Below are 16,404 nucleotides of genomic sequence, written 5' to 3'. Positions count from 1 at the left end.
CCCGGGGGCCGGGTATCAGCCGGCAAAGTTCAATTCAACGCCCAGGCCAACCGGGTCGGAGAGGAACAACTGCGTGAGCTGGAATGATGGGTGCTCGGCTTTTTTATAGGCGACACCCAGGGCAGCGAGGTGCTTTTCCGTGTCAGCCAGGTCGGTACAGGTGAAAGCGACGTGATCGAGATGACCCGTGGCGGGCGCGTCCGCGGGTGGCGCTGCACTGGTCCCCCCCGCCATCAGGTGTACCACGGCACGTTCGCCCGCATACAGCCAGTAACCGGGAAAGCCAAAGTCGGGCCGCCAGCCCTCCTGTAGCCCTATCACGTCGACATAGAAATCCCTGACTTCCCGCATCAGCGCTTCCGGAGCGATGATATTGAAATGATCCAGACCTGCTGTCGCCATATTAAAGACCCATATCTCCCCATCGGGATTGCAGTATAGCCAATGCCGCGATGGGTGCCGTTTCCGTGCGCAGCACCCGGCGCCCCAGGCTGACTGATCGAAAGCCTGCCTGTTCCGCTGCGGTGATCTCGTCATCGCTGAGTCCGCCCTCAGGCCCGATTAGCAGGGCCAGCGTGGCGGGCCTGCCGGCGGGGGCGTCAACGCTGCTCGCCCGGTGGTGCAGTACCAGTTTCTGCTCTGCGTCTACCGAGCCAAGCCAGTCGCCGGATGCTGTCAGCGTGGCGACCCGGGGCACGGTATTGCGGCCACTTTGCTCGCATGCGCTGACAACGACCTGTTGCCAGTGGGCGACCTTCCGCGCCAGGCGCTCTCCGGAAAGTCGGACTTCGGTGCGTTCAGTGAGCAGCGGGGTGATTGCGCCCACGCCCAGCTCTGTCGCCTTTTGCACCACCCAGTCCATGCGATCACCGCGTGAGACGGCGATGCCCAGGTGAATAGAGAGCGGGGACTCCACGTCGCGCGCCTCGTGTGCGCTGGTAAGGACAGTAACCTGTTTTTTGCTGATGGCGTCGATGGTCGCCCGGTATTCACCGCCGCGACCGTCAAACAGGGTCAATAGATCTCCCACCTGCATGCGCAGGGCGCGGGCGAGGTGTTGGCTGGGGCCCGGCTCCAGGTCGTAACGGGAGCCGGCCTGCAGTACCTGCCCCGTGAATATCCGGGGAATGCGCATAGCGGGATACTACTACAGGCCCAGGTTGTTGTAGATCTGCCGGGTCGGCTCCACCTGGTTCATCGTGTAGAAGTGAATGCCCGGGCAGCCTGACTCAATTAGGGTCTGGCAGAGTTGGGTGACCACTTCCAGCCCGAACTGGCGAACGGACTCCTGGTCGTCACCGAAATCCTCCATGCGTTTACAGATCCAGCGAGGTATCTCGGCACCGCAGTTGCGCGAGAACCTTGCCAGGTTCTGGAAATTGGTGATCGGCATAATGCCGGCATAGACAGGCTTGTCTATGCCCATTGCCGCGCATTGGTCGAGGAAGTAGAAGTACGCTTCGACGTTGTAGAAGTACTGGGTGATGGCACTGTTCGCGCCCGCATCCAGTTTGCGCTTCAGGAACTCGACGTCACTCTGGTAGCTTCGGGACTCCGGGTGGATCTCGGGGTAGGCAGCCACATGTATCTGGAAATGGTCGCCGGTGCGCTGGCGGATGAAGTCCACCAGCTCGTTGGCGTACACCAGTTGCATTGCCGCCCCCATGCCCGAGGGCATGTCACCCCGCAAGGCCACCAGGCGCGTGATGCCCCGGGCTTTGTAGGTCTCCAGCAGCTGCGCCACGGTTTCCTCGTCATCGCCACCAAAGCTCAGGTGCGGGGCGACGTCGATACCCGTCTCGCGAATGGCTGACACCACCCCCAGGGTGGTATCACGGGTGGCACCGCCGGCGCCGTAGGTCACGGAAAAGAATTCCGGACCCAGCGCGTTCAGGGCCGGCGTGGTTTCATTGAGCAGCTTGTCCTTGCCCGCCGGCGTTTTCGGCGGGAAGAATTCGAAGCTGATACGCGGTTTGGCCACGGTATTTCCTTAGTACTTGTAGCTGTCGGGCTTGAAGGGGCCGTCCTGCTTCACGTTGATGTAGTCGGCCTGCTCCGGGGTCAGGCGCGTGAGTGTGGCGTCGAAGCCACCGATCATGTGCGCGGCCACTTCCTCATCCAGTTTCTTGGGCAGCACTTCCACCGACAGCGCGGCCGGCTTCATGTTGTCCTCGAGGTCGGCGAACTTGCGCTCGTACAGGTAAATCTGCGCCAGTACCTGGTTGGCGAAGGAACCGTCCATGATGCGAGAGGGGTGCCCGGTGGCATTGCCCAGGTTGACCAGTCGCCCCTCCGACAGCAGCAGCAGATGGTCGTTGCTGGCCTGGTCACGGTAAACCTTGTGCACCTGCGGCTTGACCTCTTCCCATTCCCAGTTGCGGCGCATGTAAGCGGTATCGATCTCGTTGTCGAAGTGGCCGATGTTGCAAACCACGGCCCCGGACTTCAGTGCGCGCAGCATATACTCGTCGCAGACGTTGTAGTTGCCGGTGGTGGTCACCACCAGGTCAGTGCCTTGCAGCAGGTCGCGGTCGATACACTCATCGTTGCCGAGGTTGTTGCCGTCGATGTAGGGAGAGACGACTTCAAAGCCGTCCATGCACGCCTGCATCGCACAGATGGGGTCGATTTCGGAAATACGTACGATCATGCCTTCCTGGCGCAGTGATTGTGCCGAACCCTTACCCACGTCGCCGTAGCCGATGACCAGGGCTTTCTTGCCGGCGAGCAAATGATCCGTGGCGCGTTTGATGGCGTCATTGAGCGAGTGGCGGCAACCGTACTTGTTGTCGTTCTTCGACTTGGTGACCGAATCATTGACGTTGACCGCGGGCACTTTCAGCGTGCCTGCTTCCAGCATTTCCTGCAGGCGATGGACGCCGGTGGTGGTTTCCTCGGTGATGCCATGGATGTTATCCAGCATCTCAGGATAGTTCTCGTGCAGCATGGCAGTCAGGTCGCCGCCGTCGTCGAGAATCATGTTGGCGTCCCAGGGTTTGCCATCCTTGAGAATTGTCTGCTCGATACACCAGTCATATTCTTCCTCGGTTTCACCCTTCCAGGCGAAAACCGGGATGCCGGCGGCGGCGATGGCCGCCGCTGCGTGATCCTGCGTGGAAAAAATATTGCAGGAAGACCAGCGTACCTCGGCGCCCAGCTCGATCAGCGTTTCGATCAGTACGCCGGTCTGGATGGTCATGTGAATGCAACCCAGTATTTTCGCTCCCGCCAGCGGCTTGCTTTCGGCATATTTGGCGCGCATCGCCATCAGTGCGGGCATCTCGCCCTCGGCGATGTCGAGTTCGCGACGGCCCCATTCGGCCAATGCGATGTCTGCGACCTTGTAATCCTGCTTGGTTTCCAGTTGTTCTGCTGTGCTCATGTCAAGTTACCTTTTCCAATGACTGTCATCCCGCAATGGCGGACCACCGCCTGCGCGGGAATGACGGCGGTGATTGTATTCTCGTGTTGTTACATCAATGCCTTCAAAGCACCGCCTTCAGCGCCTCTGCCTTGTCTGTTCTCTCCCAGGTGAAGTCCTCGTCCTCGCGTCCGAAGTGACCGTATGCAGCGGTTTTACGGTAGATCGGCCGTTTCAGATCCAACATCTCGATCAGGCCGCGGGGGCGCAGGTCGAAGTGCTCGCGCACCAGGTCGGCAATGTGCGTGTCGCTGAGCTTGCCGGTGCCAAAGGTATTGATGGCGATGGATGTTGGCTCAGCCACACCGATCGCGTAGGACACCTGGATTTCACAGCGGTCGGCCAGGCCCGCGGCGACCACGTTCTTGGCCACGTAACGGCCGGCGTACGCGGCGGAGCGGTCGACCTTGGAGGGATCCTTGCCGGAGAACGCGCCGCCGCCATGGCGGGCCATGCCGCCGTAGGTGTCGACGATGATCTTGCGCCCGGTGAGTCCGCAGTCGCCAACCGGACCGCCGATGATGAACTGGCCGGTGGGATTGATGTGGTACTGGGTGCCCGCGTGCAGCCACTCGGCGGGCAGGGTTTCCTTGATGATCAAATCCATCACCGCTTCATGGATGTCCGCCTGGGCGATATCCGCGTCGTGCTGGGTGGACAGCACCACCGCGTCGATTGCCACGGGCTTGCCGTCCTCGTAGCGCAGTGAGACCTGGCTCTTGGCGTCGGGGCGAAGCCAGGGCAGCGTGCGGTGCTTGCGCAGCTCGGCCTGCTTTTCTACCAGGCGATGGGAATAGTAGATCGGTGCCGGCATCAGCACGTCTGTTTCGTTGGTGGCGTAACCGAACATCAGGCCCTGGTCGCCGGCGCCCTGTTCCAGGTGCGCGCCCTCGCCCTCGTTGACGCCCATGGCGATGTCGTGGGACTGTTTGCCGATGGCATTCAGTACGGCGCAAGAGGCGCCGTCGAAGCCGACGTCGGAGCTGTTGTAGCCGATGTCCAGGATGACCTGGCGAACCACGTCTTCAAGGTCGACATACGTGGATGTGGTGACCTCGCCGGCGATTACCGCCATGCCCGTCTTGACCATCGTTTCCACGGCGACGCGGGCGTCCTTGTCGTCAGCCAGGATGGCGTCGAGGATGGCGTCAGAAATCTGGTCCGCCATTTTGTCAGGGTGGCCCTCGGAGACTGATTCCGAGGTAAAAAGTGCATATTCACTCATGCTGTCGTTCCTTGCTCATTGGCGGTGGCCGAAGAGGCGCACCTGTACTTGAAATCCGTTGCGTTGCGCCAGGTAAACGCTGGCGATGTCACTCAATCCGGCCTCCGCGGCCCAGTTGGTCAGGTCTGCAGGGTCAAAACCGAGCCAGAGGTCGCCGCAGTTTTCCCGCGCCCAGCCCTGGTCGTGCCGGCACAGGTCTGTGACCAGTACCACGCCCTCGGCGGCCAGGCAGTTGGCGGCATCCCGCAATATCTGACCGGGGTCAGGGGTGTGGTGCAATACCATGTTGATTACCACGCAGTCGGCCGAGAATTGCTGCAGGCGCGGGTCCGAGGTGTCGCCGTGCAGGAATTCGATATTCGACACGCCTGCGGCGTCGGCCCTGGCCATGGCCTGTTCCAGCATGGCCTGTTCGATGTCCAGTGCGATCACGCGGCGAAACCCCGGCGCCAGTTCCAGCAGGAAGCTGCCATCTCCGGGCCCAACTTCCAGGGCGGTGTCCCGCTGCTGCAACGGCGCTTCGCGCAATACATCAGCCACCGTGCCGGCGTACTGTTCATAGCTGGCGATCAGGTCCTGCTGCTGCCTGAACTTGTTCGCGTTGTCCCGGAAAAAATTACGTGAGTTCTGCTCGCGCTGGCGATACAGGGCTTCCAGGCCCTGCTCGACGGCCGCGGGTAGCTCGATGGCGTCCACCGCGGCAAACAGCTGCGTCTGCAGCCCTTCCAGCTCTGCCCGCTGGCCCAGTTGGGCGCGGCGATAGAATATCGAGTTACCTTCCCTGCGAGTGGCCACCAGTGACGCACCGGCAAGCACTTTCAAGTGGTGACTTAACGCCGGCTGGCGAATGCCAAAAATCGCACACAGCTCAGACACGCCGAACGAGTCCTCGCGCAGCACGCGCAGAACCTGCAGGCGCAGCGGGTCGGCACTGGCTTTGCAGAGTGCGGCCAGGTCGGTGGCGAGTGACGGCAAAATAGCCGACTCGCCCTCTGCTGATGCTTTCGTCGGAGACAACATGGCGCAGGAGTCTAACAGGGTGGCACACCTATATCAAAATATTTTGATATAGGTGCTGCGTTGGCGGTGTGAATGCGTGACCGGGCACTGTTCATCGGGGCCCGTCTCCGGTACAGGGCCGCATCCAGGCCCCGAATGGGGGCGATTTTCGTTGCCGTTAGCCGCTCGTTACGCGAAAATAGCGGCCCATTTTCCCCTGCTCCCCCGATTCTGGAGATGCTGATGTCATCCAACCGCACCCTACTTGCCAACGCTATTCGAGTTCTCGCTATGGATGCGGTCCAAAAAGCCAACTCCGGTCACCCCGGGGCACCCATGGGGATGGCGGATATTGCAGAAGTGTTGTGGAACGATTACCTGCGGCACAATCCCCGCAATCCGCAGTGGCCCAACCGCGATCGCTTCGTCCTCTCCAATGGCCACGGCTCCATGCTGATCTATGCGCTGCTGCATCTCACCGGTTATGACCTGCCGATGGCGGAGCTGGAAAACTTCCGCCAGCTGCACAGCAAGACGCCCGGGCACCCGGAGTACGGTTACACACCGGGCATCGAGACCACAACCGGCCCGCTGGGGCAGGGCGTGAGCAACGCGGTGGGGATGGCTATTGCAGAGAAAGTGCTGGCAGCCCAGTTCAATCGCAACGGCCACGAGGTGATCGACCATTACACCTATACCTTCCTTGGCGACGGCTGCCTGATGGAAGGCATTTCGCATGAAGTGTGCTCACTGGCAGGTACCCTGGGCCTGGGCAAGCTGATCGCATTCTACGACGACAACGGTATTTCCATCGACGGTGAAGTGGAGGGCTGGTTCAGCGACGATACCCCTGCACGTTTCCACAGTTACGGCTGGCAAGTGATCAATGACGTCAATGGACACAACCCGTCCGAGGTCAAGGCTGCCATCGAGGCCGCCCGCCATGACCGCAGCCGCCCGACGCTGATCTGTTGCAAGACCGTTATCGGCAAGGGATCCCCCGGCAAGCAGGGCAGCGAATCCTGCCACGGCGCCCCCCTCGGTGGTGATGAAGTCGCAGCGACCCGTGTCGCTCTCGATTGGCAGCATGCCCCGTTCGAGATACCGGAGGAGGTATACGCGGGCTGGAATGCACACGAAAAGGGCGCGGCGGCAGAGCAGGCCTGGACCGAGCGCATGGACGCATACGCCGCGGCGCATCCGGAGCTGGCGGCCGAACTGAAGCGTCGCCTGGCAGGTGAACTGCCCGCCGAATTCAGCAGCCAGGCTGCGGCCTACATCGAGCAGTGCCAGCAGGAGGGCGAGAGCATTGCCTCGCGCAAGGCGTCCCAGAACTGTCTCAACGCTTTCGGGCCGCACCTTCCCGAGCTGCTTGGCGGCTCGGCAGACCTGGCCGGCTCCAACCTGACTTTGTGGGCTGGTGCAAAGGGGATCAGCAGCGAAGACGCCAACGGCAACTACATCTACTACGGTGTGCGTGAGTTCGGGATGGCTGCCATCATGAACGGTATCGCTTTGCACGGGGGCTTCATCAACTACGGCGCCACCTTCCTGGTGTTCATGGAGTACATGCGCAACGCCGTGCGCATGGCGGCACTTATGAAGCAGCAGTCCATTTTTGTCTTCACCCACGATTCCATAGGCCTGGGAGAGGATGGGCCCACTCACCAGCCGGTGGAGCAGGTGGCCTCCCTGCGCAATACGCCAAACCTGCACACCTGGCGCCCCTGCGACACCGTCGAATCCGCAGTGGCGTGGAAGTCGGCTATTGAGCGCTGTGATGGTCCCACGGCACTGGTGTTCTCGCGCCAGGGCCTGCCCCACCAGGATCGCGATGCGCAACAGCTTGGCGACATCGCCCGCGGTGGCTACATACTCAAGAACTGCGCTGGCCAGCCCGATGCCATCCTGATTGCCACCGGTTCGGAGGTGCATCTGGCCATGGAAGCGGCGGAGCGGCTTGAGACCGCGGGAAAAAAGGTACGCGTGGTCTCCATGCCCTGTACCGAGTTGTTTGAAGCCCAGGACGCCGCCTACCGCGAGTCGGTGCTGCCTTCCGATGTGCTGGCGCGCGTGGCGGTGGAAGCACTGCATGCGGACTACTGGTACAAATACGTGGGCCTGGACGGGCGTATCGTGGGCATGACCAGTTTCGGTGAGTCGGCTCCCGCGGGAGAACTCTTCCGCGAGTTTGGTTTCACCGTGGACAACGTGGTGAACGCAGTTGACGAGGTGTTGCTCGACTAGGCTGGCACTGCCGCATGATCAGACTGGCGATTAATGGTTACGGCCGCATCGGCCGCTGCGTGCTGCGGGCCTTGCAGGAGAGCCCTTTGCAGTCCCGCCTGCAGGTGGTGGCGATTAACGAACTGGCAGACGCCCGCACCGTACTGCACCTGACCCGCTACGATTCCACGCACGGGAAATTTCGCGGAGAGCTGGGCGGGGATGACAATCAACTGCTGGTCAACGGCCAGCCTGTCGCGTTGTTGCGCCATGACGATATCAGCGGCCTGCCCTGGGGTGACCTGGGCATTGACCTGGTGCTGGAGTGCACCGGGGCATTCAGTGATCGCGCCACTGCGGAGCAGCACTTGCACCAGGGCGCACCCCGGGTGCTGTTTTCCCAGCCTGCGCAAGCCGATGTCGATGCCACCATCGTGTATGGCGTCAACGAGCACGAGTTGCGCGCACAGCACCGTATCGTTTCGGCCGGGTCCTGCACCACCAACGGTATCGTGCCGGTTATCCAGGCACTGGCAGACACCGTAGGCATAGACAGCGGCACTATTACGACCATTCACTCGGCCATGAATGATCAGCCGGTGCTGGATGCCTACCACCACACGGACCTGCGCAAGACCCGCGCAGCTTCGCACTCGATTATTCCCATCGATACCGGTCTCGCCCGCGGCGTAGAACGCGTGCTGCCGGCAATGCGCGGGCGTTTCAGTGCCCAGGCCCTGCGCGTTCCCACGCTCAATGTGTCGGCCATGGATCTCACCGTGCAGACCCGGGTGGATACCGATATCGCGGCCATTAATCGGGCTTTGTATGACGCAGCGCAATCCCGGTTTGGTGGCGTGCTGGGCTATACTGAAGAGCCGTTGGCGTCCTGTGATTTCAATCACGACACGCACTCCAGCATTATTGATGCCAGCCAGACCAGGGTGAGCGGTAAACGGTTGGTCAAGGTGCTGACCTGGTTCGATAACGAGTGGGCCTATGCCAACCGCATGCTCGATGTCGCCAGTTACTGGACAAATTTATAGGAGACCGTGCCCATGGGCCTGAATGTGAAGCTGATGACGGACCTGGATCTCGCTGGCAAGCGGGTGCTGATCAGGGAGGACCTGAATGTGCCAGTGAAGGAGGGTGCGGTGACCTCCGATGCGCGTATCCGTGCGGCGCTGCCTACCATTCAGGCGGCCTGCGATGCGGGTGCCAAAGTTATCCTCATGTCCCACCTCGGCCGCCCCACGGAGGGTGAGTATGACCCCCAGTTTTCGATGGTGCCGGTAGCGGAACACCTGGCCTCGCTGTTGGGGCGTAAGGTCACCCTGGTGCAGGACTGGAAGCTGGGCGTGGAGTTGGCTGACGGAGAGGTCGCACTGCTGGAGAATGTGCGCTTCAATCCGGGTGAGAAAAAAGACGACGAAACCCTGGCCAGAGCTTATGCCGGACTCTGTGAGATATTCGTGATGGACGCCTTTGGCACGGCACATCGCGCCCAGGCCTCTACCCATGGGGTGGCAAAATATGCCCCGGTAGCCTGTGCCGGGCCGCTGCTGGCAAAAGAGCTGAATGCTCTGGAGCAGGCGCTGTCGGCTCCTGCGCGTCCCATGGTTGCCATTGTCGGCGGCTCCAAGGTGTCGACCAAACTCACCGTGCTGGAGACCCTGTCGGAAAAGGTAGACCAGCTGATCGTCGGGGGTGGTATCGCCAATACCTTCCTGGCTGCCGCCGGCAAGCCCGTTGGCAAGTCGCTGTGCGAACATGAGCTGATACCCGCGGCCAGTGCGCTGATGCAGAAGACCAGCATACCCCTGCCCGAGGATGTGGTAACGGGTAAGGAGTTTTCCGAATCTGCAACCGCGGAAACCAAGTCTGCCGACGCGGTCGCCGCAGACGATATGATTTTTGATATCGGGCCCAACGCGGCAGACGCTATCGCCGCTATACTGCACCAGGCCGGTACCATTCTCTGGAACGGCCCGGTGGGTGTATTCGAGTTTGACCAGTTCGGCGGCGGTACGGAAGTTCTGGCGCGTGCGATAGCCGAATCCCCCGCATTCTCACTGGCCGGTGGCGGCGACACCCTGGCGGCGATCGACAAGTACGCTATCGCTGATCGGGTTTCATACATCTCCACGGGAGGCGGTGCCTTCCTGGAATACGTGGAAGGCAAGGTTCTTCCCGCGGTGGCCGTGCTGCAGGCACGTGCGGCCGATTAACTGACAACTAGCAAGCGCAGAGGTAAATACCATGGCATTAATCAGCATGCGACAGCTGCTGGACCACGCCGCTGAACACGGCTACGGCGTTCCGGCCTTCAACGTTAACAACCTGGAACAGACCCGCGCGATTATGGAGGCGGCGAGCCAGACCAATTCACCGGTGATCATGCAGGCCAGTGCAGGCGCTCGCAAATACGCCGGGGCGCCGTTCCTGCGCGCCATGATGGAAGCGGCAATGCACGAATTCCCCGACATTCCCGTGGTCGTGCACCAGGATCATGGCACTTCCCCCGCTGTGTGCCAGCGCTCGATCCAGCTGGGCTTTTCCTCGGTCATGATGGACGGTTCCCTGGGTACCGATGGCAAGACCCCGATGGACTATGACTATAACGTGTCGGTCACCCGCCAGGCAGTGGAAATGGCGCATGCCTGTGGTGTGTCGGTGGAGGGTGAGCTGGGTTGCCTGGGCTCGCTGGAGACCGGTGAAGCGGGCGAGGAGGACGGCATCGGTGCTGCCGGGAAGCTCACCCACGACCAGATGCTTACCGACCCCGAGGAAGCCGCGGCCTTCGTTAAGGCAACGGAAGTCGACGCCCTGGCCATCGCCTGTGGCACCAGCCACGGCGCCTACAAGTTTACGCGCCCACCTACGGGCGATATCCTGGCTATTGACCGCATCAAGGAAATCAACGCCCGCATCCCCAATACTCACCTGGTGATGCACGGCTCTTCCTCGGTACCCCAGGACTGGCTGGCGGTAATCAATGAGTTCGGCGGTGAGATCCCGGAGACCTATGGGGTGCCGGTCGAGCAGATCCAGGAAGGCATCCGCCACGGTGTCCGCAAGGTCAACATTGACACCGATCTGCGCCTGGCCTCTACTGGCGCGATACGCCGGTTCCTGGCCGAGAACACGGCCGAGTTTGACCCGCGCAAGTACCTGGCCAAGACGATAGAAGCCATGCGCGATATCTGTGTCGCTCGTTACGAGGCGTTTGGCACTGCCGGCAACGCCGACAAGATCAAGGTCAAGTCACTGGAGCGGATGTACGTGATGTATGAAGCTGGTGAACTGGCCCCGAAGGTAAACTGAGCGCTTACGCTTTTTCAATTTGCCGGTTAACCAGTCCGTTTTCCGGCATCAGCCGCTCGCGCAACACAGGGCTGGCCAGGGCCGGTATTTGGTCAAGGGCCTGAATCTGCCATCCTCGCCCGCGGGGATGGTGTTGGGAGGCAGTGACATGTGGATTCCCGTCGTCCGGTCAAACCCGCCGGTATCATGACGCCCAACAAGCTGCACAAGCTCCGCTCCGCTTTACCCTCTTTTGCAGAGGGTGCGGCAGGCGCGCTGTTGCGTCAGTACCTGGCGTTCTACCAGCTCGATTTCAGCAAGACCTACCCGCTGGCCGATTACCGTGGCGGCTTGATCCCCTCAGGCCGGTACCAGCTGATGGCCCAGCGCTGGCTGCTGCCCGATGCGCGGGCCAACCTCCTGCTGGTGCACGGCTATTTCGATCATGCCGGTCTCTACGACAAGCTGGTTGATTACGGTCTTTCCCGGCAATGCAACGTACTGATTTTTGATCTTCCCGGCCATGGCCTGTCCTCCGGCGACCCTTGCGTCATCGAGGATTTCGCTGACTATGCCGCCGCGGTGCTGGATGTGCTCTCTGGCGCTGAGATGCCCGACCTGCCCACGCATGTGCTCGCCCAGAGCACGGGTTGCGCTGCGTTGACCGAGTGCGCTCGCCAGCAACAGTGGCCGTATGAACGCGCCGTCTTCCTGGCGCCGCTGGTGCGTCCCGCGGGCTGGTTGGGTGTGCGCGCCGGCTACCTGTTGCTGCATCGCTTCACTGACAGCGTGGCGCGAAAATTCAACAGGAATTCCGCGGATGAAGACTTTCTGGAGTTTGTCCGCCGCGACCCGCTGCAGTTTCGGCGGGTGCCATTGGCATGGATTGGTGCGCTGCAGCGCTGGCTGGATGAACTCGACGTGGACGATCTCGGTGTCGGGCCGGTGCAGGTAATACAGGGCCGCCGCGACGGCACCGTCGACTGGCGCTACAACGTGGGCGCGATGCAGGCGATGTTCCCGGAGACCTCCGTGCACTACCTGCCCGATGCGGGCCACCAGCTGGCCAATGAATCCCGGGCGATTCGCGAGGCCTACTATCCGGTGATGGATCAGTACCTGTTCAATTAGCGGTGGATAGCTTCTGCAACAGCTGCTGGTAGTTGGGGTTGCGTGGAGCCAGGCGCACCAGCTGCTGGGCCCATTGCCTGGCCCGGGCCTGTTCGCCCAGTTCGGTGTTGTAATTCACCAGTGCCAGTAGCACCTGTTCATCGTTTGGATAGGCGCGATTCAGCTTGCCCAGTTCCGCCACAGCTTCGCGCGGTTTACCCAGGTCATGCAGGGCAATGGCATACACAAAGCGATGCCGAACCCCCTGGGTTTCCAGCTCTGCGGCCCGGCGCAGGTACTCCAATGCCTTGTCAGGCTGGTCGGATCGGGTCTCCAGTAAGCCGAGGGCGTGCAGGGTATTACCGTTTTCGGGTGCTACTTCCAGGCTCGTAAGTAACAGCTGACGCGCGTCATCGTCACGCCCCTGGGCGCGCAGCAGGTCGGCAAGGTTGAGGTATCCGGCAACCAGCTGCGGGTTCAGTGCCAGCGCTTCGCGATAGTCCGCCTCCGCAGCAGGGAGGTCCCCTCGATTGGCGCGAAACAGGCCCAGCTGCATCAGCGCGGAGGGCATATCCGCATGTTGCTCCATTACCTGCGCGTATTCCTGGAACAGGCCGCGCAAGCGCTCCGCATCCGCGGCCGGGACCTGGTCCAACGGCACGCCTGCCAGCGCTGATGCGACCTCCATCCGCACAGCGAGAATGTCATCATCAACCAGTGGCATGAGCAACTGATAGCGCTGTTGCAGTGATATGAAGTCAAGTGCACGGACGGTACTGGTGCGAATGATGGAGTCATCGTCGTACAGCAGCGCGGCCATGGTCTGGGTGGCTTCCCGGCCACCGACCTGGCCCAGGGCCTCCATGGCAGTGGCGCGCCAGATAGGGGGCGCGGTGGCGTCATTGGCCAGTTGTGCCAGGGTCGGCAGGGCGCGGGTATCGCCCTGGGCCAGGCGCGCGAAAGCGCGGGAAAAATGACTGCCGGTGTCGCGGTAAACCACGCCCTTTTCGCGCAGGGCGTCTACCGCCCATTGGGCATCCCGGTCGCTGTGGCATTGGTTACAGGCGTTGGGTACTCCCATTACCACGGACAGGTCCGGGCGCGGTATTCGCATGCTGTGATCGCGGCGGGGGTCCACACCCATGTAGGTGGTCTCCGGCATGTGGCAGTCGGCGCAGCTGGCGCCGGCGCTGTCTGCCGGGTGAAAGTGGTGCTCCGGGGTGTCGTAGGTTGCGGGCTTATGGCACTGCGCGCAGATGGCGTTGCCGCTGGCACGCAACTCGGCGCTGTGGGGCTCGTGGCAATTGCTGCAGACCACCCCGGCCTGGTGCATTTTGCTCTGCACGAATGAGCCATAAACGTAAACCTCGTCGAGAATCTGGCCGTCATGGTGATAGAGGGGGGAGTGCAGGACCGAGAGCCGGTGCGTATCGAGCAGGTCAGCGCCGTAGTGATAGTCTCCCAGCGTGCCGCGGCGGCTGTGGCAGCGACCGCAGTTGTCGATTTGTTCCCTGGACTCGAGTGTTTCCGAGCGCCTGGCGATGTCGGCGCCTTCGGGGAAGAACCACTCCCCGCGCTGGGCGAGGTCGGTGGCAAAACCGCCTCCATGAACGTCGCCCAACTGGTCGCTGGCAGCCAGTTCCAGGTGCTTGCTGCCCGGGCCATGGCAGGCTTCACAGCTCACGTCGATTTCCTTGTACGAGGTGTCGAAGCTACGGGTACTGCGCTCGTAGTTCTTTTGCAGGTCGGTGCTGTGACATTCGGCGCAGCGGGTATTCCAGTTGTGGTAGGGGCCAGTCCAGTGCAGTGGATCCGCGAAGTCGATGGGTTCATCGGGGAACAGGTGGTACCAGCGCTGGCCACCCTGTTCCCGGGGCCGCGCGTCCCAGGCGATGGTCAGTGCCTGCAGGCGCCCCCGCGAGAGTGGCAACAGGTACTGCTGCAAGGGGTAGACACCAAACACGTAGGCCACCTCGAAGTCGGTGAGCTTGCCGTCCTCACCGTCGGTACGCACCATGAACTTTTCACCGTTGCGGTAAAAGCGGCTGGTAACGCCGTTGTAGGTGAAAGAGGCGTCATTGAAATCACCCAGTACGGTCTCTGCCGTGGGTAACTGCATGGCCAGGTCATGATGAGATCCCTGCCAGTTGGCGTATTCGCTGGCGTGGCAGGTCTGGCAGCTTGCAGAGCCAGTAAACTGGCTTTCTGAGGTATAGCCGGGGCTGCTGAGAAGTATCAGCGCGAGGGCGAGAAATCGAAACAACAAGGCGGTGACCTGGCGGAAAAGCTCACAGCCTAACGCAAAAGCGGTTCCCGCCCAAGCGCGGTTTCAGGCGCTGGCGATGGCGCCGTAGCGGCCTGGCCGGGGAACGGGAATCCGGTCCGTAACCGTCTCCGCCCAGAGGCGTTCCCCGAGGCTGGCGGTGTCAGCATAGGCACCGGTTGCCAGCCAGCGTGCCAGCGCCCCGGCGACGTCCGGGAATGTGATGCGATGGCATCGGCCGGGGTTGTCCAGCCAGGCCGCCACGCCGTCTGTATCGAAGCGGTGAATACTTGTCGCGTAGCCCAGTTGCTGCAACGCGTGTGCGTTGGACAGTTGTTCCATCTGTCCGTGCAGTGGCTTGGTGAGCACAGGTTTGCGCCATTGCAGGCACTCGCTTACCAGCTCGAAACCGCTGTTGCAGATCACGCCGGCACTGCTAGCCAGGTCCCGCTTGAAGCCAGCGACGTTGGCCTTGCGACGTTCAACGTTCGCGCAGTTGCTGTCGCTCACTGCTGCCGAATACTGCAGGAAGCGCTGTTCGGGAAAGCGCTGCAGCAGTCGCGTCACGGCCTGCTGGTCTTCGAACGGCATATAGACCACGATATGTTCTCCCTTGTGCACAGGATGTGCGGGCAGGTCGAGGATGGGTGGCAGTATGTTGTCTGCATAGCGATGCCAGTGCAGCCCCACCGGCGTATCGACGGGCGCAAAGCGGGACATGATCTGGCGCTGCAGGAAAGAGGCACCCGCGGTGGGCGTTTTCCTGCCAAATGCGTACTGGTGGCCTATGCCGATAAGGCTGCGCTGCTGTTTGCGCGCCGCCAGGGCCAGCACCGGCTCGTAGTCGCACACCAACAGGTCATAGGAGGAGAGGTCCAGTTGGCTGGCGTCGCGCATACACTGGCGAAAACGGTTGTTCCTGAGTGTGGCGGCATACTGCATTTGCCCGTCGCGGACCGTAAAAGACAGGCCGGTGCGATACAGGTAGTCGCCAAAAACGCTCATGTCGAACAACTGTTCCCGCGGGCGGCCGGAGAACAACCAGGTTACATCTACCGGCCAATGCGCGAGAGCCCTGGCCATGGCGCGTGCCCTGCTCAGGTGGCCTTCACCTGTGCCCTGAACACCGTAGAGGATCTTCATTTCAGTTTGCTCCCAAGTGTGTGGCAACGCTTATGACGACAAAGCTTCCCATCAGGGCGCCGGCGAGGGTGTCGCCGGGATAATGAACGCCCAGCAGGACTCGCGATAGCGCCACCGCCAGCGCCCACAGCAGCAGCGGGGCTGCCAGGGGCCCGTAGACGATCACCAGTGCCGTAGCCAGCAGGAACGCCCCGGAGCTGTGCCCGGAGGGAAAGCTGAACTGGTCGCCGGCGGTGATCAGGCTGCGAAAACCGGGCACCGCGTCGGCCGGTCGTGGGCGGCGCAGTGCGTTCTTGATTAGCCAGTAGGCGATGCGTTCCAACAACAGGGAGATGATCAGCAACGGCAGCAGGCGCTCCAGTCCCGCCGGGTCCAGCAACCAGGCCAGCAGCGGCGTCAGCAGGTGCAGGTAGCCGTCTCCGGACCGCGAGATGGCGCGAGCCATGGGTATTACCATGCGTTTCTCAGTCTGGCTGAAAACGCGCCTGAGCAGCCGCAGCTCGAATTCCCTGATTGGCATCAATATCTGCATGGTGCCCAGCGTGACGTTGCCGCGTGGCATTAGTATGACAGTGTGATGTTGTTTTGATGACATCGGCGGGCATTCCGCGGCATGGGCGCCGGGGCAAATCAAAGGTGCCACCTGCCCAATGGTGGTATGGACAGGCCGCGTTCTCCTTTCCTATGATGCATGGCGCCAGGGTCGCCCCAGAC

At 61.8% G+C, this 16,404-nt stretch carries 14 protein-coding genes; 5 read left to right on the top strand and 9 right to left on the bottom strand.

Translation table 11 applies throughout. The features are described 5' to 3' along the window. Positions 1-15 precede the first annotated feature (15 nt). The 6 genes from F0M18_RS11430 to F0M18_RS11405 all read right to left on the bottom strand — a co-directional run bounded on the left by F0M18_RS11430 (position 16) and on the right by F0M18_RS11405 (position 5,621). On the bottom strand, positions 16-402 hold the full coding sequence (locus F0M18_RS11430) for a VOC family protein (protein ID WP_149611576.1): 387 nt from the start codon (positions 400-402) through the stop codon (positions 16-18). 1 nt (position 403) lies between these two features. Beyond that, a complete protein-coding gene (locus F0M18_RS11425; RefSeq protein WP_149611575.1) occupies positions 404-1,135 on the bottom strand; it encodes a 16S rRNA (uracil(1498)-N(3))-methyltransferase in 732 nt (243 codons plus the stop codon). 12 nt (positions 1,136-1,147) lie between these two features. Then, on the bottom strand, positions 1,148-1,981 hold the full coding sequence (metF, locus tag F0M18_RS11420; protein ID WP_149611574.1) for a methylenetetrahydrofolate reductase [NAD(P)H]: 834 nt from the start codon (positions 1,979-1,981) through the stop codon (positions 1,148-1,150). Between the two features lie 9 nt (positions 1,982-1,990). After that, positions 1,991-3,382: an adenosylhomocysteinase gene (ahcY, locus tag F0M18_RS11415; protein WP_149611573.1), complete on the bottom strand. Its 1,392-nt coding sequence runs from the start codon at positions 3,380-3,382 to the stop codon at positions 1,991-1,993. A gap of 103 nt (positions 3,383-3,485) precedes the next feature. Further along, a complete protein-coding gene (metK, locus tag F0M18_RS11410) occupies positions 3,486-4,646 on the bottom strand; it encodes a methionine adenosyltransferase (protein ID WP_149611572.1) in 1,161 nt (386 codons plus the stop codon). A 15-nt stretch (positions 4,647-4,661) separates the two neighbouring features. Further along, entirely contained in the window at positions 4,662-5,621 is a 960-nt protein-coding gene (locus tag F0M18_RS11405; RefSeq protein WP_262500924.1) for an ArsR/SmtB family transcription factor, read from the bottom strand. Between the two features lie 267 nt (positions 5,622-5,888). On the opposite strand from F0M18_RS11405, the gene tkt reads away from it, so the two are divergent. From tkt to F0M18_RS11380, 5 genes are all read left to right on the top strand, one after another. After that, positions 5,889-7,892, top strand: a complete 2,004-nt coding sequence (gene tkt / locus F0M18_RS11400) for a transketolase (protein ID WP_149611570.1) — start codon at positions 5,889-5,891, stop codon at positions 7,890-7,892. 14 nt (positions 7,893-7,906) lie between these two features. Next, positions 7,907-8,917, top strand: coding sequence for a type I glyceraldehyde-3-phosphate dehydrogenase (locus F0M18_RS11395; RefSeq protein ID WP_149611569.1), 1,011 nt, complete (start codon positions 7,907-7,909; stop codon positions 8,915-8,917). 12 nt (positions 8,918-8,929) lie between these two features. Then, on the top strand, positions 8,930-10,099 hold the full coding sequence (locus F0M18_RS11390) for a phosphoglycerate kinase (protein WP_394349402.1): 1,170 nt from the start codon (positions 8,930-8,932) through the stop codon (positions 10,097-10,099). Between the two features lie 31 nt (positions 10,100-10,130). Beyond that, on the top strand, positions 10,131-11,195 hold the full coding sequence (gene fba / locus F0M18_RS11385) for a class II fructose-bisphosphate aldolase (protein WP_149611568.1): 1,065 nt from the start codon (positions 10,131-10,133) through the stop codon (positions 11,193-11,195). Positions 11,196-11,345: 150 nt separating this feature from the next. Further along, positions 11,346-12,305 (top strand): alpha/beta hydrolase, encoded by a 960-nt coding sequence (locus tag F0M18_RS11380; protein WP_149611567.1) that lies wholly within the window; start codon positions 11,346-11,348, stop codon positions 12,303-12,305. Here the strand turns inward: F0M18_RS11380 and F0M18_RS11375 are convergent. From F0M18_RS11375 to F0M18_RS11365, 3 genes are all read right to left on the bottom strand, one after another. Beyond that, complete coding sequence (locus F0M18_RS11375) at positions 12,298-14,550, bottom strand: ammonia-forming cytochrome c nitrite reductase subunit c552 (RefSeq protein WP_149611566.1); 2,253 nt, start codon at positions 14,548-14,550, stop codon at positions 12,298-12,300. The genes F0M18_RS11380 and F0M18_RS11375 overlap by 8 nt on opposite strands. A 63-nt stretch (positions 14,551-14,613) precedes the next feature. Then, positions 14,614-15,690, bottom strand: coding sequence for an MJ1255/VC2487 family glycosyltransferase (locus tag F0M18_RS11370; protein ID WP_149611565.1), 1,077 nt, complete (start codon positions 15,688-15,690; stop codon positions 14,614-14,616). Between the two features lies 1 nt (position 15,691). Continuing rightward, positions 15,692-16,285 carry a phosphatase PAP2 family protein gene (locus tag F0M18_RS11365; protein WP_223177974.1) on the bottom strand — a complete coding sequence of 198 codons (594 nt, stop codon included), beginning with the start codon at positions 16,283-16,285 and terminating at the stop codon, positions 15,692-15,694. Between the last annotated feature and the right edge of the window lie 119 nt (positions 16,286-16,404).

It is taken from the genome of Pseudohalioglobus sediminis (assembly GCF_008370495.1).
In the GTDB taxonomy this organism is placed as follows: Bacteria; Pseudomonadota; Gammaproteobacteria; order Pseudomonadales; family Halieaceae; genus Halioglobus.
Note: the sequence above shows the minus strand (reverse complement) of the source record. Positions and strands in the feature narration are given on the sequence as shown.